This is a genomic window from Bradyrhizobium sp. Crot121 (assembly GCF_059512385.1).
In genome coordinates this window covers 15,447-39,302 of the sequence record NZ_JCAMOR010000029.1, presented here as the reverse complement: position 1 = coordinate 39,302, position 23,856 = coordinate 15,447, and the positions used below count along the sequence as shown (strand labels likewise).

20 protein-coding genes are annotated in these 23,856 nt (G+C 62.6%); 13 read left to right on the top strand and 7 right to left on the bottom strand.

What is annotated here, in order from left to right; all coding sequences use genetic code 11:
• Position 1 precedes the first annotated feature (1 nt).
• Complete coding sequence (locus AC5ZGW_RS24110) at positions 2 to 1,240, bottom strand: ABC transporter substrate-binding protein (RefSeq protein WP_130226883.1); 1,239 nt, start codon at positions 1,238 to 1,240, stop codon at positions 2 to 4.
• A gap of 178 nt (positions 1,241 to 1,418) precedes the next feature.
• Here AC5ZGW_RS24110 and AC5ZGW_RS24105 point away from each other — a divergent pair, with 178 nt between their 5' ends.
• From AC5ZGW_RS24105 to AC5ZGW_RS24095, 3 genes are all read left to right on the top strand, one after another.
• Complete coding sequence (locus AC5ZGW_RS24105; protein WP_130226884.1) at positions 1,419 to 2,243, top strand: phytanoyl-CoA dioxygenase family protein; 825 nt, start codon at positions 1,419 to 1,421, stop codon at positions 2,241 to 2,243.
• The gene (locus AC5ZGW_RS24100) at positions 2,244 to 3,269 is read left to right on the top strand and encodes an alpha/beta fold hydrolase (RefSeq protein ID WP_130226885.1); all 1,026 of its coding nucleotides are present in this window, start codon (positions 2,244 to 2,246) and stop codon (positions 3,267 to 3,269) included.
• A gap of 123 nt (positions 3,270 to 3,392) precedes the next feature.
• Entirely contained in the window at positions 3,393 to 4,355 is a 963-nt protein-coding gene (locus AC5ZGW_RS24095) for a GntR family transcriptional regulator (RefSeq protein ID WP_207231051.1), read from the top strand.
• An 8-nt stretch (positions 4,356 to 4,363) separates the two neighbouring features.
• Here the strand turns inward: AC5ZGW_RS24095 and AC5ZGW_RS24090 are convergent, their stop codons facing one another.
• The 4 genes from AC5ZGW_RS24090 to AC5ZGW_RS24075 form a co-directional block, all read right to left on the bottom strand.
• Positions 4,364 to 5,398: an ABC transporter permease gene (locus AC5ZGW_RS24090; protein WP_245474784.1), complete on the bottom strand. Its 1,035-nt coding sequence runs from the start codon at positions 5,396 to 5,398 to the stop codon at positions 4,364 to 4,366.
• Between the two features lie 11 nt (positions 5,399 to 5,409).
• A complete protein-coding gene (locus tag AC5ZGW_RS24085; RefSeq protein WP_130226887.1) occupies positions 5,410 to 6,912 on the bottom strand; it encodes a sugar ABC transporter ATP-binding protein in 1,503 nt (500 codons plus the stop codon).
• A 9-nt stretch (positions 6,913 to 6,921) separates the two neighbouring features.
• Positions 6,922 to 7,944 (bottom strand): sugar ABC transporter substrate-binding protein, encoded by a 1,023-nt coding sequence (locus AC5ZGW_RS24080; protein ID WP_130226888.1) that lies wholly within the window; start codon positions 7,942 to 7,944, stop codon positions 6,922 to 6,924.
• Between the two features lie 210 nt (positions 7,945 to 8,154).
• Positions 8,155 to 8,565 carry a globin gene (locus tag AC5ZGW_RS24075; protein ID WP_463328390.1) on the bottom strand — a complete coding sequence of 137 codons (411 nt, stop codon included), beginning with the start codon at positions 8,563 to 8,565 and terminating at the stop codon, positions 8,155 to 8,157.
• Positions 8,566 to 9,016: 451 nt separating this feature from the next.
• On the opposite strand from AC5ZGW_RS24075, the gene AC5ZGW_RS24070 reads away from it, so the two are divergent.
• The 8 genes from AC5ZGW_RS24070 (at position 9,017) to AC5ZGW_RS24035 (ending at position 17,756) form a co-directional block, all read left to right on the top strand.
• Positions 9,017 to 9,385, top strand: a complete 369-nt coding sequence (locus tag AC5ZGW_RS24070) for a DUF2946 domain-containing protein (protein WP_130226890.1) — start codon at positions 9,017 to 9,019, stop codon at positions 9,383 to 9,385.
• A gap of 87 nt (positions 9,386 to 9,472) precedes the next feature.
• Complete coding sequence (locus AC5ZGW_RS24065; protein ID WP_130226891.1) at positions 9,473 to 11,866, top strand: TonB-dependent receptor family protein; 2,394 nt, start codon at positions 9,473 to 9,475, stop codon at positions 11,864 to 11,866.
• Between the two features lie 11 nt (positions 11,867 to 11,877).
• Positions 11,878 to 13,104 (top strand): exo-alpha-sialidase, encoded by a 1,227-nt coding sequence (locus tag AC5ZGW_RS24060; protein WP_496113968.1) that lies wholly within the window; start codon positions 11,878 to 11,880, stop codon positions 13,102 to 13,104.
• Entirely contained in the window at positions 13,101 to 13,604 is a 504-nt protein-coding gene (locus tag AC5ZGW_RS24055) for a TlpA family protein disulfide reductase (protein ID WP_028162769.1), read from the top strand. The genes AC5ZGW_RS24060 and AC5ZGW_RS24055 overlap by 4 nt, the downstream gene beginning before the upstream one ends.
• A gap of 31 nt (positions 13,605 to 13,635) precedes the next feature.
• Complete coding sequence (locus AC5ZGW_RS24050) at positions 13,636 to 14,163, top strand: copper chaperone PCu(A)C (RefSeq protein WP_130226892.1); 528 nt, start codon at positions 13,636 to 13,638, stop codon at positions 14,161 to 14,163.
• 210 nt (positions 14,164 to 14,373) lie between these two features.
• Positions 14,374 to 15,693: a proline--tRNA ligase gene (proS, locus tag AC5ZGW_RS24045; RefSeq protein WP_130226893.1), complete on the top strand. Its 1,320-nt coding sequence runs from the start codon at positions 14,374 to 14,376 to the stop codon at positions 15,691 to 15,693.
• A gap of 75 nt (positions 15,694 to 15,768) precedes the next feature.
• A complete protein-coding gene (locus AC5ZGW_RS24040) occupies positions 15,769 to 17,049 on the top strand; it encodes a lipoprotein-releasing ABC transporter permease subunit (RefSeq protein WP_130226894.1) in 1,281 nt (426 codons plus the stop codon).
• Between the two features lie 8 nt (positions 17,050 to 17,057).
• Positions 17,058 to 17,756 carry an ABC transporter ATP-binding protein gene (locus AC5ZGW_RS24035; protein WP_028162765.1) on the top strand — a complete coding sequence of 233 codons (699 nt, stop codon included), beginning with the start codon at positions 17,058 to 17,060 and terminating at the stop codon, positions 17,754 to 17,756.
• 65 nt (positions 17,757 to 17,821) lie between these two features.
• On the opposite strand, the gene AC5ZGW_RS24030 is transcribed toward AC5ZGW_RS24035, so the two are convergent.
• Together AC5ZGW_RS24030 and AC5ZGW_RS24025 are read right to left on the bottom strand one after the other, a co-directional pair.
• Positions 17,822 to 18,115: a DUF3551 domain-containing protein gene (locus AC5ZGW_RS24030; RefSeq protein WP_130226895.1), complete on the bottom strand. Its 294-nt coding sequence runs from the start codon at positions 18,113 to 18,115 to the stop codon at positions 17,822 to 17,824.
• A 139-nt stretch (positions 18,116 to 18,254) separates the two neighbouring features.
• Complete coding sequence (locus tag AC5ZGW_RS24025) at positions 18,255 to 18,551, bottom strand: DUF3551 domain-containing protein (protein ID WP_130226896.1); 297 nt, start codon at positions 18,549 to 18,551, stop codon at positions 18,255 to 18,257.
• A gap of 304 nt (positions 18,552 to 18,855) precedes the next feature.
• On the opposite strand from AC5ZGW_RS24025, the gene AC5ZGW_RS24020 reads away from it, so the two are divergent.
• Both AC5ZGW_RS24020 and dnaE read left to right on the top strand, forming a co-directional pair.
• Positions 18,856 to 19,602 carry an outer membrane protein gene (locus AC5ZGW_RS24020; protein WP_130226897.1) on the top strand — a complete coding sequence of 249 codons (747 nt, stop codon included), beginning with the start codon at positions 18,856 to 18,858 and terminating at the stop codon, positions 19,600 to 19,602.
• A 766-nt stretch (positions 19,603 to 20,368) separates the two neighbouring features.
• A complete protein-coding gene (gene dnaE, locus AC5ZGW_RS24015) occupies positions 20,369 to 23,815 on the top strand; it encodes a DNA polymerase III subunit alpha (RefSeq protein ID WP_463328388.1) in 3,447 nt (1,148 codons plus the stop codon).
• Positions 23,816 to 23,856: the final 41 nt, after the last annotated feature.

Below are 23,856 nucleotides of genomic sequence, written 5' to 3'. Positions count from 1 at the left end.
ACTAGTTCGTCTCGCTCGCGGAGCGGCGTCCGGATATGACGTCGCCGAACCGCTCCCAGCTTTCGCCCTTGAAGCGAATGAGCTGCAGGTCCTGGATCGGGCCGAAATCGTTGGCGCTCGTGTTCATCTTGATGCCCGGCAGCAGCCCGTCAAGCTCGACGTCCTTCAGCGAAGCGGCCTGCTTCATGACGTTCTCGCGCGTCAGGTTGTCGCCGCAGGCTTTCAGGACATGGACCAGCGATTGGGCGGCTGAATATCCCGTCAGCACCAGCACGTCGGCCCGATTTCCCCTCGGGTAATACTTCGTCAGAAACTCGTCGAAACGGCGGATGCCGGGATCGTCCTTCCACTGGGGGTCCGTCGCATCCTTCAGATAGGTGGCTGACACGATGCCATGGCCGTTCTCCAGGCCGGCCGGTTTCATCACGCTCGCGACCGAAATCGAGACGCTGGTCATGACGTGCATGGGCTTCCAGCCGATTTCCGCGATCTTCTTGATGGCTTGCGCGGCAAACTTGGGAGTCGCGAAGTTGACGATGACGTCGACATTGGCTGACTTCATCTTCACGATGTGCGAGTCGATCGTCGGCTCCGAGGTCTCATAGCTCTCCTCGGCGACGATCATCGAGCGAGCCTTGTCGCCCAGCCCGTCCCTGAAGCCTTTCATGAAGTCGACGCCGGAATCGTCATTCTGGAAGAATACGCCGATCCTGGCGTCGGGCTTCTCGTTCAGTACGTATTTCGCGAAGCTGCGGGCTTCGCTCTGGTAGTTCGGCTGCCAGCCCGTGGTCCAGGGGAAGTGCTTCGGGTCGTTCCACTTGGTGGCGCCGCTGGAGACGAAGAGATGCGGCACTTTTTTCGTGTTCATGTATTTGTGGATGGCGCTGTTGGTCGGCGTTCCCAATGCATGGAAGATCAGGAGCACTTCATCGCTTTCGACCAGCTTGCGGGCCTGCTCGACCGTCTTCGGCGGTGAGTAGGCGTCGTCATATGAGATGAAGTTGATCTTGCGGCCGTTGATGCCGCCCTGTTCGTTGATCATCCTGAAGTAGGCCGCTTCGGTCTCGCCGATGACGCCATAGGCGGACAGCGGCCCGCTATAGGGCATGATGTTGCCAATCTTGATCTCGGTATCGGTGGCGCCGACGTCGTATTTCTTCTGCGCCGAGGCCGTGCTGGTTGCGGCAAGCACAGCGACGGCCGCGAAAAACACCCGCCGGACGGTATGGCTCAATGACATTCCAACTCTCCCTAGCTTGCGCGGGCCGCTTTCTTCGCGCGGCCTCATTGGATCGGTCCGGCCGGACCGTCATGCTGGAGGGTTGACCGGTCCGAACTTGACGCGATATCCTGCCATCAATGTACATTGAATGCAATGTACATCATAAGAGGGTAGGGAAGAACAAGGGGAGAAGGAAATGCCGAAGGTGTTGTCGCCTGCGCAAATCGAAGGCTTTTGGAAAGATGGATATGTCGCTCCCATCCGCGCGATATCGACCGAGCAAGCGGCTTCGATCCGCGCGAAGCTTGAGGCGTTCGAGCGAACCATCGGCGGTCCGCTCAGCGGGTCGCTGCGCGGACGGAGCCATCTATTGTTCACCTGGCTGAGCGACTTGATCCGCGAAGAGCGGATCGTCGATGCGATCGAGGATCTCTACGGCGAGAATATCCTGTGTTGGGCGAGCAGTTTCTTCATCAAGGAAGCGGAGGACCCGTCATTCGTGTCATGGCACCAGGACTCCACCTATTGGGGCCTGTCGAGCCCGGATGTCGTCACCGCATGGGTTGCGCTGTCGGAGAGCAACAAGGCGAACGGCGCCCTGGAAGTCGTGCCCGGCACGCATCTGCAGGATCAGATCCCGCATCGCGATACGTTCTCCAAGAACAACATGCTCACGCGCGGACAGGAGGTTGCGGTAGAGGTCGATCCGAAAATGGCGGTCATGCTCGAACTCGAGCCGGGCGAAATGTCGTTGCACCATGTGCGCCTGATCCACGGCTCGGCGCCCAATCCGTCGAAGCGTCGCCGCATCGGCTTTGCGATCCGCTACATGCCAACATCGGTGCGCCAGGTTGAAGGGGAAGACAGTGCCTCGCTGGTGCGTGGCGTCGATACTTACCGGACTTTCGAGCACGAACCGATTCCAAGCCGCGACATGGATCCTGTGGCGGTCGAGTTTCATCGCAAGCAGCACGAACGTTCGGTGAAGATCCTCTATAAGGGCGTGAAGGTGCCGGCATAGATGCGCCCTCCCGTGCAGCCCGGCTGGATCGATGCGCCGCACGGCCGGCTGAACCTGCCTCGTCTCGTGCTGGAGAGCGGTGAAGCGATCGAGGACTTCGAGCTGTCCTATGCCGTCCATGGCGACATCGATGATCGTTCGCTTCCGGTCATCGTCGCCCTCTGCGCCATCGGAAGCAGCCACCACCGGCTTGATTTCCTGATCGGGGAGGGCCGGGCGCTCGATCCCGGCCGGGCCAGGATCTTCGCGATCGATGCAATCGGCAACGGCCTGAGCAGCTCACCGTCACTGTCGCGCAGGCAGCCGCGCCTGAACTTCCCCCGCTTCACCATCCGCGACATGGTGAACAGCCAGAAGCTGCTGATGCAGCATCTCGGCATCGAAACCGTCGATCTCGTGATCGGCGCCTCGATGGGCGGGATGCAGGCGCTGCAATGGGCGGTTTCCTATCCCGATATTGTGCGGCAGGTCGTGGCCATGACGCCGATGGCGAAGACGACCGCCTGGTCGGGCGCCGTCAACCATGCCGCGCGGCTTGCCCTGCAAAGCCATGCGGCGGATCCGGATATATGTCCGGACCAGCTTCCGAACCGCTGGGAAAGCTGGAGCGCGGTCATGCAGCTTCTCGGCGCGCGGACGCCGCAGCATATTGACAGGCAGTTCAGCGGTCCTGATGAGATCAGGCGCTGGTTGTCGGATCGTACGCGGCTTTGGCTGGAGCAGGGGTTCGATCCGCTTGATTGGATCTATCAGTCGTTCGCGTATGACGGCCATGATGTCGGCGATACGCCGGGCTTTCGGGGAGATACCATCGCCGCGCTGCGATCGATCTGGGCGCGGACGCTGATCGCGATCCCGCCGCTGGATCTCTACAATCCGACGGAAGCCGGCCGCTGGGCGGCGCGGCACATCGCCGATTGCGAATTGGTGGAGGTGATGTCGGATTCCGGCCACCAGGTTGCCAGTGCAACCGATCCAGCCGCCGCCTCCGAGCTGAACCGGCGGATAGCTGCCTTCCTGCGATGAAGGTATATCTTCGCGAAGCGCTGTTCGCCGGTTAAGTTCCGGCGAAGTCTGCAACCAGACGTTGGGAACATGAAAGCGTCACCGCAAGCCGCCGCTGCTGCCGAAGCATTCGAGAAGACGTCGATGCAACGGGATGCATTTCTGTTGCTCAAGGACATGATCGAGCAGGGGCGGATTCGGCCCGGTGAGAAATTGCTGGAAGTGCAGGTCGCCAAAGCATTCGGCATCAGCCGTTCACCCGCCAGACATGCGTTGCGGGCGCTGTGCGAGGCGAAGATCGTCCATCCATTGGAGGGGCGGGGTTATCAGGTCGCCGGCCGTCCGAAGGCTGAGCATGTCGGACAGATCGCCTCGCTTGGCGAATCGCGGATCGCTCCATTGCCGCAATGGGAACGGGTTTACAAGAAGGTCGAGCAGGAACTCTGGATTCGCGTGCTGTTCGGATCGCTCAGGATTACCGAAGCGGCGTTAGCTGACTTCTTCAATGTCAGCCGCACCGTCGCCCGCGATGTCCTTGCCCGCATGCACAGCGTGGGGATGGTCGGAAAGGACGGGCTCGGCCATTGGATTGCGCCGCATGTGTCGTCGGACAAGATCCGCGAACTGTTCGAGATGCGTGCGATCCTCGAGCCGGAGGCGCTGATGCGCGCCGCGCCGCTGGCGCCAGCTGCGGAACTCGGACGCATGCATGCCGACCTGCGGCGTGCGATATCAAACGGTCCGGTCGAAATCGGACCAGTCGGGCAACTCGAAACTGACCTCCACATCAATCTGCTGGACCATTGTCCCAACCGCGAGATCGTCAAGGCGCTGCAGAGAACGCATATCCTGTTTGTGCCGAGCCTTTATCTGCTCGACTCCAGCCTGAGCGTTCCGCAGGGGACCATGCACGATGCCCTGGAGGAGCATCTCGCGATCGTCGAGCAGCTCCGTCGCGACAATGTCAGCAAGGCCGCCAGATTGTTGCGCGAGCATCTGGGCTCCGCAGCAACACGCTGGCTCGAGCGTTTCGAGATTTTTTCGAAGGCGGACCGGTCGCCGCTGCCGCCTTATCTGTCTCCGTTCAAGGATACGGGTTCGAGCTGATCCGCACACTATTCCGCCGTCCGTGCTCGCAGCCGCTGCGCGTAGACATTGATGACGAGCGCGGCGAGCAGGATCAGGCCGCGGATCAGGATTTTCAGGAAGCTGTCGATATTGACGTGGTCGAGGCCGTTGTTGAGCACGCCCAGCACGAACAGGCCGACAATGGTGTTGCCGATGCCGCCGCGGCCGCCGAACAGGCTGGTGCCGCCGACCACCACAGCGGCGATCGAATCGAGCAGGTAGGTGTCGAATTCGTTCTGCTGGGCGCTGCCGAAATGCGCGACGCCGAGCATGCCGGCGATGCCGGAGCAGACTGCTGAGATCACCATCACGCTGCCCAGGATCAGCTTGACGTTGAGCCCGGAATATTCCGCCGCTTCGCGATTGCCGCCGACCATGTAGACGTAGCGGCCGAAGCGGGTGTAGGTGAGCACCAGGTGGCCGGCGAGCAGCATCACCGCCGCGACGATCACGATCCATGGAATGCCGCCGATGGATCCGGATCCGAGCGTCGCGACCAGGTCGGGCACCTTGTAGGCGATCTGGCCGCGCACCAGCAGCGCCGAGATGCCGGCCGCGATCTGCATCATCGCCAGCGTCATGATGAAGGAGGGGATGCCGATCACGGTCAGCCCCAGGGCATTGACGAGGCCGAGCAGTGCGCAGAGCGCCAATGACAGCATGATCGCCGCCCAGCCCGGCAACGGTACATTGGCGATGTTCACATAGGATTCCTGCAGCGTGAAATAGGCAACGGCAATGCCGGTGACGTTGGCGATGGCGGCGATCGAGAGATCGATCTCGGCGCACAGGATCACGAAGGTCAGGCCGACGGCGATGATGCCGGTGACGGAGACTTGCGTCAGGATGTTGCCGAGATTGTCGAGGGTCGCGAAGGAGGGGCTCGCGATTGCGAAGAACCCGCTCAGGCAGATCAGTGTCAGGAACGGCGCGATGTTGCGCATCTGCGAGCGCAGGATCGCAGTCGCGTTGCGCTGTCCGCCGCGATGCACCGTTGCAGTCACCCCTTCGCTGCTTGCCATGCTGTTCTCCGTTAGGCCGCCTCGAGCAGGCGGTCCTTGCTGACCACCTCACCCGCAAATTCGCGCACCACCGCGCCGCGTTTCATGACGATGATGCGATCGGCAAGCGACAACACCGTCTCCGGTTCGGTCGAGAGCACGATGACGGCGAGCCCTTTGGCGCTGAGCTCGCGGACGATGTTGATGACATCGTTCTTGGCGCCGACATCCATGCCGCGGGTCGGCTCACACAGCACCAGCACCCGCGGCGGATAGCTCAGCCACTTTGCCAGCGCCACCTTCTGCTGATTGCCGCCCGAGAGCATCCCGAGGTCGAGCTCAACCGCCGCCGGGCGGATCTGCAATTGCTCGACCTGCCGGGCGGCAATCGAGCGCTCGCGCGACGGCTTGAGCAGAAGTGCAGATATACGGTCGAGCACGCTGATCGAGATGTTCTTGTAGACCGGCTCCTGGTGAAACAGCATCGCGCGTCGGCTCTCGGGGACAAAGGCGATTCCGGCGCGCCGGGCCGCGGCCGTGCTGCGGAAGGCTGTGCGGTTGTCGTCGATGACCACCGTGCCGCTGTCGGGCTTGATCTTGCCAAACAGGACGCGCGCCAATTCCAACTGGCCGCATCCCATGAAGCCGTAGATGCCGAGCACTTCGCCGGCGCGCACGTCGAACGAGACGTCCTGGACGCTGCGGGCGAGCGACAGTGCGTCGGCTTTCAAGACCACTGGACGGTCACCGCGCGGCGGCAGCGTGATGTCATGCGCATAGGTCTCTTCCAGCGCCTCGCGGCCCTTGCCGATCATCGCTTCGATCAGTGCGGCCTTGCTGGTCGCGGCGGCTTCGGTTTCGTGGACCTTCCGCCCATTGCGGAACACCGTCACGGTGTCGGAAATGCGCAGGATGTCCTCGATGAAATGGGAGATGAAGACGATGCCGGTGCCCTCGTCGCGCAGCCGTCGCAAAGTCGCGAACAACCGCTCGACCTCGGGCGGGGAGAGCGCCGAGGTTGGCTCGTCCAGGATGACGATGCGGGCGCCGGAGAATAGCACGCGCGCGATCTCGATCAGTTGCTGCAGGCCGATCGGCAGATCGCCCAGCCGCGTCATCGGATCGACGTCGATGCCGAAACGCGCAAGCTGCTCGCCCGCCTCGCGCGCCATTCTCCGCCACTGAACGATACCGAAACGGTTGGTCGGCTGCGCCCCGAGAAAGACGTTCTCGGCAACGGAAAGATCGGGCGCGACGCTGAGTTCCTGATGCACCATGGCGACACCGGCTGCATGCGCATCGCTCGCCCTGCGGAAACGGGTCTGGCGTCCGTCGAGTACGAAGCGGCCGGAGAATTCCGGATGCACGCCGGCGATGATTTTCATCAGCGTGCTCTTTCCAGCGCCGTTTTCGCCGACGAGACCGTGGATCTCGCCGGCGTAAAGCGCGAAGTCGACCCCACGAAGCGCTTCGACACCGCCGAAAGCCTTCGTGATCTCCTTCAATTCGAGGATCGGTGAGCGTCCCTGTGGCATGCGGGCGGCTCAGATCAGAAAATGATCCTCCATCCATTGCATGCCAGCGGCATTGGCTTTGGTTACCACCGGACCGTCGGTCACCACGCTCTTTGGAATGCCCTGTCCGCTCTTCTCGCCCGCGGTCACCGCGGCGACGCCCGCGATGATGGCGCCGCCGTGGATGCGGCACGATGGATTACGGACGGTCGCGAACATGCGGCCTTCGCTCACCGCCTGGATCGCCGGTGGCATGGCGTCGACCCCGCCGATCAGGATGTTGGTGCGGTTGCGCGCCTTCATGATGTTGTAGGCGGCGAGCGCCATGTCGTCATTGTGGAAGAAGGCGGCGTCGATCTGCGGGTATTTGGTGAGATAGGTCTCCCACAGACGCGCGGTCTTGGAGACATCCCAATCGGCCGGCTGGGTGTCGAGCACCTCGATGTTCGGATACTGCTTCACGACTGCGTTGAAGCCCTTGGCGCGGCCCTGCGCGCCGGTATGGCCGAGTGCGCCTTGCGTCATGATGATCTTGCCCTTGCCGCCGATGGCGTTGACGAGCGCCTGCGTCACCGAGGACCCCATGAATTCATTGTCCGGGGCGAGGAAGGAATGGACGTTGATCTGATCGAGCGGAGCGATCAGCGTATCCATGTCGATGACGGGAATGCCGGCGTCAATCATCTTCTGCACCGGCTGGGTCAGCGTGCCGATGCCGAACGCCTGGATGGCGACGAAGTCCCATTTTTGCGACGCCATATTGTCGATCGCGGCGCGCTGCTTGACCGCATCGAGCTGGCCGTCGAACCATGTGACCTCGACGTTGAAGAGCTTGCCCCAATATTCGGCCGCCTGTTTGCCTTGCGCGCACCAGGTGGCCTGCAGGCCGGCGTTGGAGAATGCAGCCTTCAGCGGTTTCTCGGAACGTCCCACTTCCGCCGCGAGCGCGGGGCTCACGCCAATCCCGCCGAGCAGCGCGGCTGCTGCGCCGCCGGCTGCCGCCGTCTGAAGAAGATCGCGCCTGGTCCTTGAAGATGTGTCCTTCGTTGGCATCGCACGCTCCCTGATGTCTGTTCTTGGCGCCGTCGGCGTCTGTTGCGCGCGCCGCGGATCAGGGAAAGTCTGTCACAATCGGAGCGTTCATGCCAACGGTTCCGATTCCGCGGCTGCTAAAGCGAGACGACGCTTCTTCGAATCGTCGTCCCGCTTTAGCTCTTTGTTTGAGCATGATCTGTTCGGAAAACCGGTACCCACTTTTCCGGATCATGCTTTAGCGACATCCGGCATCACGATCGTTTCGATGTCGCGCAGCAGTTTTTGCCACGCAGCATCGATCTCGGCTGTCCACTCCACACCAAGAATTTCCTGGAGCGTGCCCGCGATCACGGCGAAGAACGCGACGAATAAATCTCGGGGCGTGCCGTAAGCATCGTGCGAGGCGACCTCGCATTCGATCATCCGGAAGTTGCCGCGCCGCTCGCCGGCGAAATCGAGAATCGCTTCGATCGTCAGCGCCAGCATCGAGCCTTTGACGAGCTCACTGCCTTCGGTGCGAAACATTGCGACGGTTTCGGGATGCGCTTCGAACAAGCGACGATAGATCAGCGGTGTCAGATCATCGCAGCGCGCCGCCGCAAGTTCGAAGCTGCGCTCGATCGGATTTGCCGATGACATGATCAGCGATCGCGATGGCCCAAAGAAAAAAGAGCAGGGCTCCTAGCCCTGCTCGAGGAATTGTGTCGACCCTATTTCCCCAAAAATTCGGATTTGATCTTGATTGATGGGGTGACGCTGCTTCTGCGCGCCGGGCTCCTCCCGAGACTTGGACCACCAGACCGTCCGCCCTGTGGCTGGCCTGAGCCTGAATTGGTAGACCATCTTTTTTGTTTTGTCATCAATTTCAGCAACGATTGTTCAAAATTCGAGCAATTTGCGAAATGATTGGGATTTCGCCACTATCGGTTGTAAATCCGCGTTTAAGACCCGTCACGGGGTATGAAAGTAGGGGGTAAGAGGGTGCCGATCCGGACCCGATTATTCCTTGTGCCGGGACAAAAAGGCGGCGTTTCGGCTCTCGACTCCGGCCCGGCGCAGTGATTACTTCCGCCATCGGATGGGTTTTGCGATGCGCCGGCGGCTGAAGAATTTTCTGCCCGTTTTCCTGATTGCGCTGATGGTGCAAATCTTTGCGCCGATCGCGGCCTGTTGGGCGGCCGGAATCGCCGCCTCCGATCCGCTGGCCGCCGCCATCATCTGCCATGACAACAGCGCCGCTTCCGGCGAAACCGACCCGGGCGGGCCGCACGTCCGCGACGGCTGCTGCTCGATCTGTAATGTGCTGCAGACCGGCACTCCGGTCGATCCACCCGAGATGACCGCCGGCGTTATCGAGCGGTCGCCCGAACAGGTGGCATGGCTCGATTTCGTCTCCCGTCTGGCGGATGTCCGGGCACGCTCCCACGCGCAGGCGCGCGCCCCACCATCGATTTCCTGACTGCCGTTCGCTGCCGGTTAGGCCTTCGCTGCGCCGGTTGACGTCGTCCATCAAGCCGGCCGCAGAGCCGGTGTCAGGAATTTCTCAATGTTACGCCTCGCTTACCTGAGCGGTGCCGGCACAATGGTGCTCGGTGCCATGCTCGCCACCGATCCATCACCGGCTACGGCGCAAACCGCCTTGCCGCCGGTCAACGTGGAGGCTCCCCGAGAAGCCCGCGCCAAGCCGGCGAAACCGAAGCCGGCGGGACGCACGCTCGCCGCCCGGCCGCGGGTGACGCCGCCAAGGACCACCGCCATCCCGACCGTCGTGGTGCAGCGCGACGTCACGCCCACGGTTCTGCGCGACGGGCTGAACCAGGCTCCCAGTGGCCAAACTCAAACCACCGTCGACCGCAGTCAGTTCGACAATCGGCCGGCGTTTTCGGTCGGAGACGTGCTGCGAGAGAGCCCCGGCATCTCGATCAAGCAGGGCAACGGGCCGCGCGACGTCGGCATTTCGATCCGCGGATCGAATGCCCGCAACGGCTTCGGGATTCGCAACCTCGTCATCTTCGAGGACGGTTTTCCGGTCACCCAGCCGGACGGACTGTCGCGCAGCGACCTGATCGATCCGCACGCCTATGGCGCGATCGACGTGATCCGTGGACCGTCCTCGGCGCTCTACGGCAACTACGCAACCGGCGGCGCGCTGAATTTCCGGACGCGGCCGGGCGGTACGATCGACGGTGTCGAATACGGCGTCGACGGCGGCAGCTTCGGTTACCTGAACAACTATCTGGCTGCGGGCAAGAAGGTCGGCAATTTCGAGGGCTCGCTGTTTGCGAGCGATGCGCGCGGCGACGGTTACATCACCAATAGCTGGTTCAACACCCAGACGGTGAATTTCCTCGGCACGCTGCAGGCCACGCCCGATGACCGCTTCACCGTCAAGTTCATCAACAACGACTTGAGCGCGCGGCTGCCGATCCGGCTGTCGTTGAATCAATATGACCAAAACCCGTTCCAGCGGGGCTGCGTCACCGGAGCCACGGCCGCGCTTGGCTGCGCAACGGTGCCGCTGTTCAACAATGGCTTCAACGCAGCGGGAGGAATCGACAGGGAGACTGCGCTGCAGGCAGGCCTCGGTCGCAACGATCGCCGCACCATCGTCGGCGGCCGCTGGGAGCACGATTTCGACAACCAGACCACCTGGCGCAACCAGTTCGTGTTCGACGACCGCAACATCAACCAGCCCACCGGGGCGACCAGCGCGATCGGCGACTTCCCGTCCTACAATTATATGAGCGACGTCACGCGGCGCGGCGAGATCCTTGGCATGGAATCGACCACCTATTTCGGGGGTTGGTACAACACGCTCGTCGCCTCCAGCGACACGCGCAATGTCGCGCCGGGCGGCAATGCCACGCTCGGCGCGCTATCCAGCAATCTCTATAGCGATACATCCAACTACGGCGTTCGCGCGCGCCAGGAACTCAAGCTCAACCCGCAGCTCACGGCGATTGCGGGCATTGGCTGGGAAACGACCAACCTCAAGGGAAGGAACACGGCGTACACTTATACGGGGCCGATACCGATCACGACGACGATGGTGACGACCGCCGATCGGCAATTCCAGAACACCGCGCCGGAGCTTGCGCTTCTCTACCGGCTGAACAGCGAGTGGCAATTCCGCGGCAGGGTGGCGACCGGCTACGGGACGCCGCAGGTCAGCAATCTCTTCGTGCTGCCGAACGGCCAGAACGGCAACAATACAGGGCTGCAGGCCCAGAAAAATCTCGGCTATGATCTGGGCTTCGACTGGACACCGAACAGCGCGCTCAGGCTGAGCGCCACCGGTTTCTACGAGTTCTTCAAGGACGAACTGGTGACGCAGGCAACGCCGGTCGGAGCACCCAATGCGAGCTATACGTTCAATGCACCGCGATCCGAGCATCGCGGCGTGGAGCTTGCCGTCGACTGGCGTTTCTATTCGGGCTGGCGGCTGACGGCGGCCTACACCTATCTCGATGAGATCTACACGGAGTACATCGAGAACATCACCAATGGTGCGGTGTTCGGCTTCAACCGCGCGGGCAACAAGATCCCGGGCATCTCGCCGAACGAGTTGACCGCACGGCTTTCCTACGACCAGTTGTCTGGGCCGCTGCGAGGGCTCGGCGCGTTCGTGGAAGTGCAGTGGAAGGACTCCTTCTACATGGACAACGCCAACCTCCTGAAGGCGCCCGGCTATGAGCTGGTCAACCTCAATGTCCACTATGGCACCGACCTGGTCTCGGACTACTTCAAGGCGGTCAACTTCTACCTCGAGGTGCGGAACGTCTTTGACCGCACATATGTGGCTTCCGCCAACAACATTGGTGACACGGTAACGGCGGCGGGCATTCAAAACCCCGCGAGCGTGCTGGCCAACACCACCGGCTCGATCTATGCCGGAGCGCCAAGAACGTTTGTGGCCGGCATGAAACTAGCGTTCAAATGAGGTGCGTTGTCATGAGGGATCTCAGAGCTATCCTTGGCGCTGCTGCCATGGCGGCGGTCTCCACGCTTTGGCACGGCGGTGCATTCGCGCAGATGAACCATCAGCACGCATCGGAAGCCGCGTGCGAGGAAACGCTCCTGCGCTGTGCAAGCAAGGTCACGCCCGCGTTCGGTGCCGACGGCACGCTTTGGCTGGTGTGGATGGCCGGCGGCCAGATCTCCGTTGCAAGTTCGAAGGACGACGGAAAGACCTTCTCCTCGCCGGTACAGGTCACGCGCGAGAGCTTAAATCTGGATTGGGGACCGGACGCCCGTCCGAAGATCGCCATCGATGGCAAGGGACGGATTGTGCTGGCGTTCTCGATCTTCAGGGACAAGGCCTTCAACGGTCAGGTGCTCGCGACGCAATCGACCGATGGCGGCAAGAGCTTTGCTCCGTTGCGCCCGATCACCGCTGATAACGAGAGCCAGCGCTTCGAGGCCATTGCCTTGGAGCCTGATGGCACCGCGTTCGCGGCCTGGCTCGACAAGCGCAACCGCGTGCCGGCGCGGCAGAACGGCAAGCCCTATGATGGCGCGGGCCTGTTCTTCGCGACATCGAAGGACGGCGGTTCGACTTACTCCGACGCGCAGCTCGTCGCCGACAACACCTGCGAATGTTGTCGCCTCGGCCTGGCCCTGGATGGTAGCGGCCGCCCGGTCATCGTATTCAGGAACATCTTTGAAGGCGGTGTCCGCGATCATGCTGTCGTCACCTTCGCAGATCCGGTATCGCCGGGAGAGGTCCATCGCGTCAGCCGGGATGACTGGCAGATCGCGGCCTGTCCGCACCACGGACCGAGCCTGTCAATCTCGCCGAATGGAACCTATCATGTCGCCTGGTACACGAACGGCAAGGCGCGCAAGGGGCTCTTCTATGCGCGCTCGACCGACGGCGGAAAAACCTTCTCGAATCCGCTGCCGATCGGCGAGCCCAGCCGAAGCCCGTCGCGGCCGCAGGTCATCGCCGGACCGGAAGGGCTTGTGATGGTCTGGAAGGAGTTCGACGGCGAGAAGACCGAGGTGAAGCTGATGACGTCACAAGATGATGGAGCGACCTGGTCGACATCCAGGGTGATCGCCAGCACGACCGACAATTCCGACCATCCGCTGCTCGTCTCGGACAGCCGGAGAGTCTATCTCTCCTGGATGACGAAGGCCGATGGATATCGTTTCCAACCAATCGAGAGACAGCCATGAAACGCGAACTGCTTGCCGCAGCATTTCTGTTGGGGACGCTTTCCGCCGCAGCAACCGCGGATGACGCCGAGCTCAAGTCATTCGAACGCGGAAGCTGGCAGCAAATTCTGCGTTCACACGCCGGTCGTCCGACCCTGGTTCATTTCTGGGGCGTGACCTGTGGTCCGTGCAAGGTCGAGTTGCCCCAGCTCGGCAAGTTCATGAAGGACCATCCTGGAATCGATGTGGTCACGATCAGTGCGGACCTGGTGCCCAACCTCCCGGAGGCGACGCAATCGATGCTGCAGAAAGCCGGGCTCTCCGCGGCCGAGAACTGGATGTTCAGCGATGGCTTTGCCGATCGGCTGCGATTTGAAATCGATCCGGCCTGGCAGGGCGATATTCCGCGCACGATGCTGATCGCGCGCGGCGGCGCAGTCACCACCATCGAGGGAGCGGCCGAGATGCCGGAGCTCGACAAATGGGCACAAGGACAGGCCGCGACGACGGGATCAAGATAACAAGTCAATCTGAAATACGGGATAGAACAACATGAAGAAACTCTCTTCCATCATTGCGCTCGCTCCTCTGCTGGCCGTCTTGTTCGGTGCCCCGGCGCAGGCCGAAGACATCAAGGCCGGCGATCTCGTCATCAGCCAGGCCTGGAGCCGGGCGACGCCGAGCGGCGCGAAGGTCGCTGGCGGCTATCTCACGATCGAGAACAAGGGCTCGTCACCGGACCGGCTGGTGGGGGCCTCCGGCGACATCGCCGGCAAGCTCGAGGTGCACGAGATGGCGACGGAGAACGGCGTGATGAAGATGCGGCCGCTGGACAAGGGCCTCGCGATCGAGCCCGGCAAGACCGTGAAGCTCGCGCCCGGCGGCTATCATCTGATGATGTTCGACCTGAAGCAGCCGCTGAAGCAGGGCGACAAGGTGCCGGTCACGCTCGAATTCGAGAAGGCGGGCAAGGTGACGCTGTCGCTCGATGTGCAGGCCGTCGGCGCACAGGCGCCGGGCGGCGATCAGGGCGGCCACATGGAAATGAAGAAGTCGCACGATCATTCCGGCAGCAAGTGAGGCAATGGAGCCGTGGGGTGGGCCAGATTTAGTGTGAACGGCTGGTAAGGTTCGCTTTACCCACCCCCGGCGATCTCATTACAAATCGGCGCAACGCCCGCAAATCGGCTTATTTGGCGGCTTTTTCGCAATTGCCGGCCTTGTGTTTTCGCACCCGATCCGGTTTCACTGCGTTTCTCTTGCCTCCTCAACTGATTCCTGAGTGCGCCCATGCGATTGTCGCGGTTTTTCCTGCCTATCCTGAAAGAAAACCCGAAAGAGGCGGAGATCGTCTCGCATCGCCTGATGCTGCGCGCCGGCATGATCCGGCAGGAGGCCGCGGGCATCTATGCCTGGCTGCCGCTCGGCTTCAAGGTCCTGCAGAAGATCGAGCAGATCGTGCGCGAGGAGCAGGACCGCGCCGGCGCGCTGGAACTGATGATGCCGACCCTGCAACTCGCCGACCTCTGGCGCGAGAGCGGCCGGTACGATGCCTACGGTCCGGAAATGCTGCGCATCACCGACCGCCACAAGCGCGAGCTGCTTTACGGGCCGACCAACGAGGAAATGATCACGGAAATCTTCCGTGCCTATGTGAAGTCGTACAAGAGCCTGCCGCTCAATCTCTACCACATCCAGTGGAAGTTCCGTGACGAGCAGCGCCCGCGCTTCGGGGTGATGCGCGGCCGCGAGTTCCTGATGAAGGACGCCTATTCCTTCGATCTCGACGAGGCCGGCGCGCGGCGCGCCTACAACAAGATGTTCGTGGCTTACCTGCGCACGTTCGCGCGGATGGGGCTGAAGGCGATCCCGATGCGCGCCGAAACCGGGCCGATCGGCGGCGACTTGAGCCATGAATTCATCGTGCTGGCGGAGACCGGCGAGTCCGGCGTGTTCTGCAACAGCGACGTGCTCGATTTGCCGATTCCACCCGATGACGTCGACTACGACGGCGACCTCACCCCGATCATCAAGCAGTGGACCTCAGTCTATGCCGCGACCGAGGACGTCCATGACGCTGCGCGCTTCGAAAGTGAGGTGCCGGCGGAGAAGCGGGTCAACACCCGTGGCATCGAGGTCGGCCAGATCTTCTATTTCGGCACCAAATATTCCGACACCATGAAGGCGCTGGTCGCGGGTCCCGATGGCGCGGAAGTGCCGATCCATGGCGGCTCCTATGGCGTCGGGGTCTCGCGGCTGGTCGGCGCCATCATCGAGGCTTGCCACGATGATGCCGGCATCAAATGGCCGGAGGCGGTTGCGCCGTTCAAGGCGGCGATCCTGAACCTGAAGCAGGGCGATGCCGCCGTTGATGCGGCCTGCGAAAAGCTCTACGCGGATTTGAAGGCCAAGGGCGTCGACGTGCTCTATGACGATACTGATCAGCGCGCCGGCGCGAAATTCGCCGCCGCCGACCTGATCGGCATCCCCTGGCAGGTCCTGGTCGGCCCGAAAGGCCTCGCCGAAGGCAAGGTTGAGATCAAACGGCGCAGCGACGGCACGCGCGAAAACCTCACGCTCGACGACGCGCTTGTGAAGATCGCGGGGTAGCGTTTTATCCACCGCAACCGCGTGCGGTTGGCCAGTCCGGCCACATTTGGCCCCGAATCATGGGATTATCGACACATGGATGAGGCCATGACCGAAAAAGTCCGCACCCCGCCTTTCGCGCCCTTCGAGTGGCTGCTGTCCGGACGTTACCTGCGGGCGCGTCGCAGGGAGGGTTTCATTTCCGTCATTGCCGGCTTTTCCTTTCTCGGCATCATGCTCGGCGTCGCCACGCTGATCGTGGTGATGGCCGTGATGAACGGCTTCCGCAAGGAATTGCTCGACAAGATCCTCGGCCTCAATGGCCATCTCCTGGTCCAGCCGCTGGAATCGCCACTCACCGACTGGAAGGATGTCGCCGAGCGCATCAGCCAGGTGCAGGGCGTCCGGCTTGCGGCGCCGGTGGTGGACGGCCAGGCGCTGGCGTCCTCCGCCTTCAATGCCTCCGGCGTGCTCGTGCGCGGCATGCGGGCGGAAGATCTGAACAACCTGTTCTCGATCGCGAAGAACATCAAGCAGGGCAGCCTCGAGAATTTCGACGAAGCGCAGGGGGTCGCGATCGGCCGCCGCCTGGCCGATCAACTATCGCTGCATGCTGGCGACAGCATCACCCTGGTGGCCCCGCGCGGTGCGGTGACGCCGATGGGGACGACGCCGCGCATCAAGCCTTACAAGATCGCGGCGGTGTTCGAGATCGGCATGTCCGAATATGACTCGGGTTTCGTGTTCATGCCGCTTGCGGAATCGCAGGCCTATTTCAACCGCAACAACGACGTCACCGCGATCGAGATATTCACCACCAATCCCGATCGCATCGACACATTTCGCAAGACCGTGACGGAAGCCGCGGGACGGCCAGTGTTCCTGGTCGACTGGCGGCAGCGCAACTCGACCTTCTTCAACGCGCTGCAGGTCGAGCGCAACGTGATGTTCCTGATCCTGACCATGATCGTATTGGTCGCGGCGCTCAACATCGTCTCCGGCCTGATCATGCTGGTAAAGGACAAGGGACAGGACATTGCGATCCTGCGCACGATGGGCGCCTCGCAAGGATCGATCATGCGCATCTTCCTGATCACGGGCGCCTCGATCGGTGTCGTGGGCACCATCGTCGGCTTCCTCGTGGGCATGCTGATCTGCATGAACATCGAATCGATCCGGCAATTCCTGTCCTGGCTCACCAGCACCGAATTGTTCGACCCGACGCTCTACTTCCTGTCGAAGCTGCCGGCCGAGATCGATTTCGGCGAAACCACGGCCGTCGTCATCATGGCGCTGACGCTGTCGTTCCTGGCGACGCTTTATCCGTCGTGGCGGGCCGCGCGGCTCGATCCCGTCGAAGCGCTGCGCTACGAATGAGGGCTGAGATGGCGGAGGGGGCGCAAGATGTGCCGGTCATCTATCTCCACGACATCAAGCGCCAGTACCGGCAGGGTGAGGCGACGCTGACGATTCTCGACGGCGCCAAGCTCGCGCTGTGGCCGGGACAGTCCGTGGCGCTGGTGGCCCCGTCCGGCTCGGGCAAATCGACGCTCCTGCACATCGCGGGTCTGCTCGAGACCCCCGACGACGGCGAAGTCTACGTCGGAGGCACGCCGACGTCGCAAATGTCGGATATCGACCGCACCCAGATTCGCCGCACCGATATCGGCTTCGTCTACCAGTCGCACCGGCTATTGCCGGAATTCTCCGCGCTGGAGAACGTGATGCTGCCGCAGATGATCCGCGGCCTCAAACGCTCCGAGACCGTGAAACGCTCGACCGAGATATTGTCCTATCTTGGTCTCGGAGACCGTATCAAGCATCGGCCGGCCGAGCTTTCCGGCGGTGAGCAGCAGCGGGTCGCCATTGCGCGGGCAGTTGCGAACGCGCCACGGGCGCTGCTGGCCGACGAGCCGACCGGCAACCTTGATCCGCAGACTGCTGACCACGTCTTCAACGCGCTGATGCAACTGGTGAAGGCGACGCGGGTTGCGATGCTGATCGCGACCCACAACATGGACCTTGCCGCCCGGATGGACCGCCGCGTGTCGCTGGCGAACGGGCAGGTGGTCGAGCTTGATTAGAGCACGTTTCTCCTCGCGACGAACGCGAAGCGTTTCCGCGGAGATTATGCTTAAACAAAGGTCTCTCAGTAGACCCGGCGATATCGTTTGTGACGCCGCGGTGACGAGTTGACATACGCGTTGGCCGCGTAAGGATGAGGGTAGGCGTTGGCCGCGTAAGGATTGATCACGCACTGGGCCGCCCGGCCCGACGCGGACATCGCGCATTGGGGCAGCGAGGTGTAGCTGCAGTCGTAATAGGTGACGGGGCCGTAGACATGCAGGCAGACCGGATAATTCGGGTCATAAGTCTGCGCGCGGGCGGATGACGCCGCCGCGACCGCGCCAAGCGTCAGGATCGCCAACATCGGAATGCGCATCGGTTCCTCCCGCGTCAGGACGACTATTCCGTCCTCCCATCGCTAACCCCGCTCGGAACAGAGTATTCGCGGGCGGGACCGTCAAGTCACGTTCCCGCGCCGATCATATGGTCTTCGCGGAGCGGACGTGCACCCCGACTCAATCGTTGAAAGGCTCGAAGAAGGGGATTGCGGGCGGGGGCGGCGGCAGAGGCCGGCGCGAAGCCCGCGGACCGTTGCCGCCGCCGGCATAGAAGGGATTGGGTACGCACCACAGGAAGCGCCCGGACGCCGTTGCCTGGCACTGCTCATAGCTGGTGAAGGTGCAGTTGCTGAGCCCGGGCTGTTCGTTCCCCTGGATACAGAATGGATAGCGCGTGCCGACCGCTGCGGCCGGCGCGGTTCCAAGGGCGCCGATCGCGGCGGCCGCGGACAAAACCAGGATTACGTTGCGCATCTCTTCTCCTTGATCGCAGCTCGTCGCTCGTTCGCTCGTCACCCGATCCAAGCCGTACAACCGAGAGGACGTCAAACAAATATGCAACACAAGGAGTGTGGCGAAGGCCGAACTGTGAATTTTTTGTGGCAGGGGGACGGTACGATCTTCGGAGGCTAAGTGTAAGTAATACAACATTAACTCACGTTTTCGTCAGAATCGTTTCGCCGTATCTGTTGCAGCCAAGTTACAGCAATTTTGAGGAACCCTGTTTATTGAGGCGCGTGAAGGCCGTGGGGTCGTCACATCTGGAACGGGAAATAAAATGAAAAAGGTTTTGCTTGTAACGGCGAGCTTGGTCGCCCTTGGCGCCGCTGCGCCCGCGGTCGCTGCGGATCTGGCTGCGCGTCCTTATACGAAGGCTCCGCCGGTGGTTGCCGCCATCTATGACTGGAGCGGCTTCTACATCGGCGTCAACGGCGGCTGGGGCTCGAGCCACAACACCTGGACCAACGTGTCGGACTTCGGTTTCCCCGTCGGCGAGGGTTCCCATGATTCGACCGGCGGCACGGTCGGTGGTCAGGTCGGCTATCGCTGGCAGACTGGCAACTGGGTGTTCGGCGTGGAAGCGCAGGGCAACTGGGCCGACTTCAGCGGCTCCAACGCCAGCAATGCCCTGTTGGTCACTAACCGCACCAAGATCGACGCCTTCGGCCTGTTCACCGGCCAGGTCGGTTACGCCTGGAACAACGTCCTGCTCTACGTGAAGGGCGGTGGAGCGGTCGTCAACAGCAAGCATGAGGGCTTGTTCCTCGGTGTGGTCGGCGACAGCGTGGAAAAGACCCGTTGGGGTGGCAGCATTGGTGCAGGCCTCGAATTCGCGTTCGCTCCGGGCTGGTCGGCTGGCGTCGAGTACAACCACTTGTTCCTCGACACCGAGCGCAACACCTTCGTCAACCCGGGCTTCGGCGTCACGCGTATCGACGACATCAAGCAGGACGCCGACCTCGTCACCGTCCGCCTGAACTACAAGTTCGGCTTCGGTGGCGCTCCGCTCATCGGCAAGTACTGATCCTCGCGAAACCAACGCGGCACAATCAGCCCCGGGCGATCTGCCCGGGGCTTTTTTCTTGGTTTGCCTGCGATCGGCTCCTGATCATTCTCGCCGCGCGGCGCGAAAATGCCGCGATCGCGGCGCATCCCCAACGCCCCGCTGAAATCCGACGTGCAATGTCCGAGATGCGAAGCCGGTTACCGCCGCATCGAGGTCGATTCGCTTCCCGGTCAGCCGGGGGAATTCCGTTGCCTCGTCTGCAATGAAATCCTCGAGCGCTACAGCGAGGAGCCCTACGTCGCTCACAGGCTGACGGTCCAACCGGAAAAAGTGTTCGGATGACCTTGCCGGTTGCGGCCGCGCATTAACCACCCGCTTCATTCGCGTTCGATTCTCCGCGGCAGCCCGACGGCTCGGCCTTGACTCCATGAACAAATAAGGAACAATGTTCCTCGTATGTTCTCATCAAGGAGACGACCGATGTTGAAGATTTTCGTCGAAGAGGCGGCGGCGCTGGCATCGATCACGCTGTTCATTGGAATGATCGCGGTCTGGGCGCAGTTGATTCCGCAGTTCTGAGTGGGAGGAGGGCGCATCGATTTCGTCGGCCGCCATCGGTTGCCATCCCTTGGGGAAAAGCGGGACGCCGCATCACGATGGCGCGTTCGGCGTGGACTCCGGGGATCGGACGCATCACCATTGAATGGCGAGTCGGGATCGGCGGCCATGTGCCCAGGCCCGGCGGTTGCGTTCCTCCATCAAACCAAGGCCGTTCGAATCACCCATGCCCAGTGCCGGATTCGTCCATCTTCACGTTCATTCGGCCTATTCGCTGCTGAAGGGTTCGATCAAGATCGCCAAGCTCGGCGAGCTCGCCAAGGCGGACCGCCAGCCGGCGCTGGCGCTGACCGACACCGACAACATGTTCGGGGCGCTGGAATTCTCCGACAAGATGGCCGGCTATGGCATCCAGCCTATTGTCGGCTGTGAGCTCGCGATCGATTTCGGCGACGTCGATCCGAATTCGCGCAGTGTGCTGGCCGGCGCTCCGGCCCGAATCGTGCTGCTCGCCGCGCGCGAACGCGGCTATCGCAGCCTGATGCGGCTGAACTCGCGGGCGTTCCTGGAGACGCCCGTCCACCAGTTGCCGCATATCAAGTTCGACTGGCTGACGGACGATGCCGAGGACCTGATCGCGCTGACCGGCGGTCCGGACGGGCCGATCACGCTTGCGTTCGCGGCCGATCAAGCGAGCCTTGCCGCCACGCGTTGCGACCGGCTGGCAAGCCTGTTCGGCGACCGCCTCTATATCGAGCTGCAGCGCCACGGCATCGACAAAGAGCGCCGCACCGAGGCCGGCCTGATCGATCTTGCCTATACGAAGGGGCTGCCGCTGGTTGCGACCAACGAGCCCTATTTCGCGAGCACCGACGACTACGAGGCCCACGATGCGCTGCTGTGCATTGCCGGCGGCCGGCTGATCGCAGAGACCGATCGCGAGCAGCTCACGCCCGACCACCGCTTCAAGACGCGCGCCGAGATGGCGGTGCTGTTTGCGGATATTCCGGAAGCCCTGGCGTCGACGGTCGAGATCGCCGAGCGCTGCTCGTTTCGGCCGAGGACACGCAAGCCGATCTTGCCGCGCTTCACGGTCGGCGCCGGATCGGCCTCCGATGCGGCAAGCGAGGAGGCGGCGGAGCTGATGCGCCAGGCCGAGGAGGGGCTCGCGAGGCGTCTGCGGATCCACGGCTTGTCGCCGGGCATCACGGAAGAGGACTATCAGAAGCGTCTCGCCTTCGAGATCGACGTCATCAACCGCATGAACTATGCGGGCTACTTCCTGATCGTCTCCGACTTCATCAAATGGGCCAAGGCCCACGACATCCCGGTCGGGCCGGGCCGTGGCTCCGGCGCAGGCTCGCTGGTTGCCTGGGCGCTGACGATCACCGATCTTGATCCGATCCGATTCGGGCTGCTGTTCGAGCGCTTCCTCAATCCCGAACGCGTGTCGATGCCGGACTTCGACATCGACTTCTGCCAGGATCGTCGCGGCGAGGTGATCTCCTATGTGCAGGAGCGCTACGGCCGCGACCAGGTGGCGCAGATCATCACCTTCGGTACGCTGCAGGCGCGCGGCGTGCTGCGCGACGTCGGCCGTGTGCTGCAGATGCCCTATGGCCAGGTCGACAAGCTAACCAAGCTGGTGCCGCAAAATCCCGCCGCGCCCGTGACGCTGGCGCAGGCGATCGAGGGCGAACCCAAGCTGCAGGCTTTCCGCGACGAGGATCCGGTGGTCGCGCGCGCCTTCGACATCGCGCAGCGCCTGGAAGGTCTGACGCGGCACGCGTCGACCCACGCCGCCGGTATCGTGATCGGCGACCGCCCCTTGAGCGAGCTCGTGCCGCTCTACCGCGATCCCAAATCCGACATGCCGGTGACCCAGTTCAACATGAAATGGGTCGAGCCGGCGGGGCTTGTGAAGTTCGACTTCCTCGGCCTGAAGACGCTGACGGTGCTTGATGTTGCCGTGAGGCTGCTCAAGCAGCGCGATGTGCATGTCGATCTGGCGACGCTGCCGATCGACGATGCCGAAAGTTACCAGATGCTGGCGCGGGGCGATGTGGTCGGCGTGTTCCAGGTTGAAAGCCAGGGCATGCGGCGCGCGCTGATCGACATGCGGCCGGACCGTTTCGAGGACATCATCGCGCTGGTGGCGCTGTATCGCCCCGGCCCGATGGCCAACATCCCGACCTATTGCGCGCGCAAGCACGGCGACGAAGAGCCGGAATATCTGCATCCGATCCTGGAGCCGATCCTGAAAGAGACGTTCGGCGTCATCATCTACCAGGAGCAGGTGATGCAGATCGCGCAGCAGATGGCGGGCTACACGCTCGGCCAAGCCGACCTGTTGCGCCGCGCCATGGGCAAGAAGATTCGCGCCGAGATGGAGAAGCAGCGCGAGATCTTCGTCGCCGGCGCGGTCAAGAATGGCGTGCCGAAAGGGCAGGCGGAGACGATCTTCGAACTGCTCGCCAAGTTCGCCGACTACGGCTTCAACAAGAGCCACGCCGCGGCCTATGCGCTGGTCTCCTATCAGACCGCCTATATGAAGGCGCATTATCCCGTGGAGTTCCTGGCAGCGTCGATGACGCTCGAACTCAACAATACGGACAAGCTCTCCGAATTCCGTGCCGAGGCACAGCGGCTGGGGATCAAGGTCGAGCCGCCCGACGTCAATCGTTCCGGCGCAACGTTCGATGTCGGCGACAAGACGATCTACTACGCATTGGCCGCGCTGAAAGGCGTCGGTCTGCAGGCGGTCGAGCAGATCGTGGAGGAGCGGCGCAAGGGGGCCTTCACATCGCTGGCCGATTTCGCGGCGCGCGTGAGCCCGCGCGCAATCAATAAGCGCATCATCGAAAGCCTCGCCGCCGCCGGCGCCTTCGATTCGCTCGACCCGAACCGGGCCCGCGTCTTCGCCGGCGCCGATGCGATCCTCGCCGCCTGCCAGCGGAGCCATGAGGCCGCGACATCGGGCCAGAACGATATGTTTGGCGGGCTTTCGGACGCGCCGAGCATCGTGCTGCCGCAGGTCGAGCCGTGGCTGCCGGCGGATCGGCTGCGACGCGAATACGACGCCATCGGATTCTTCCTCTCGGGTCACCCGCTCGATGACTACGCCACAGCTTTGAAGCGATTGCGCGTGCAATCCTGGGCCGAGTTCTCGCGCGCGGTCAAAACCGGTGCGACCGCCGGCAAGGTCGCGGCAACGGTGGTGTCGCGCATGGAGCGGCGCACCAAGACCGGCAACAAGATGGGCATCATGGGCCTGTCTGATCCCACCGGCCATTTCGAGGCGGTGCTGTTTTCCGAAGGATTGGCGCAATACCGCGACGTGCTGGAGCCGGGCGCAGCCGTGCTGCTGCAGCTCGGCGCCGAGCTGCAGGGCGAGGACGTCCGCGCCCGCGTGCTGCATGCCGAGCCGCTCGATGCCGCAGCCGCCAAGACGCAAAAGGGCCTGCGCATCTTCCTGCGCGACACCAAGCCGCTGGACTCGATCGCCAAGCGGCTTCAGCCGGGCAACGGCACCGGTGGCGATGTCGCGCTGGTGCTGCGGCTCGATCTGGAGACCGAGGTCGAATTCAAGCTCGAAGGCCGCTTCCAGGTATCCCCGCAGATCGCCGGCGCAATCAAGGCGGTGACCGGCGTCGAGATGGTCGAAACGCTGTGAGCGCCGGATTGCGGATCCAACGCCACCGACGGCGCGGCGGA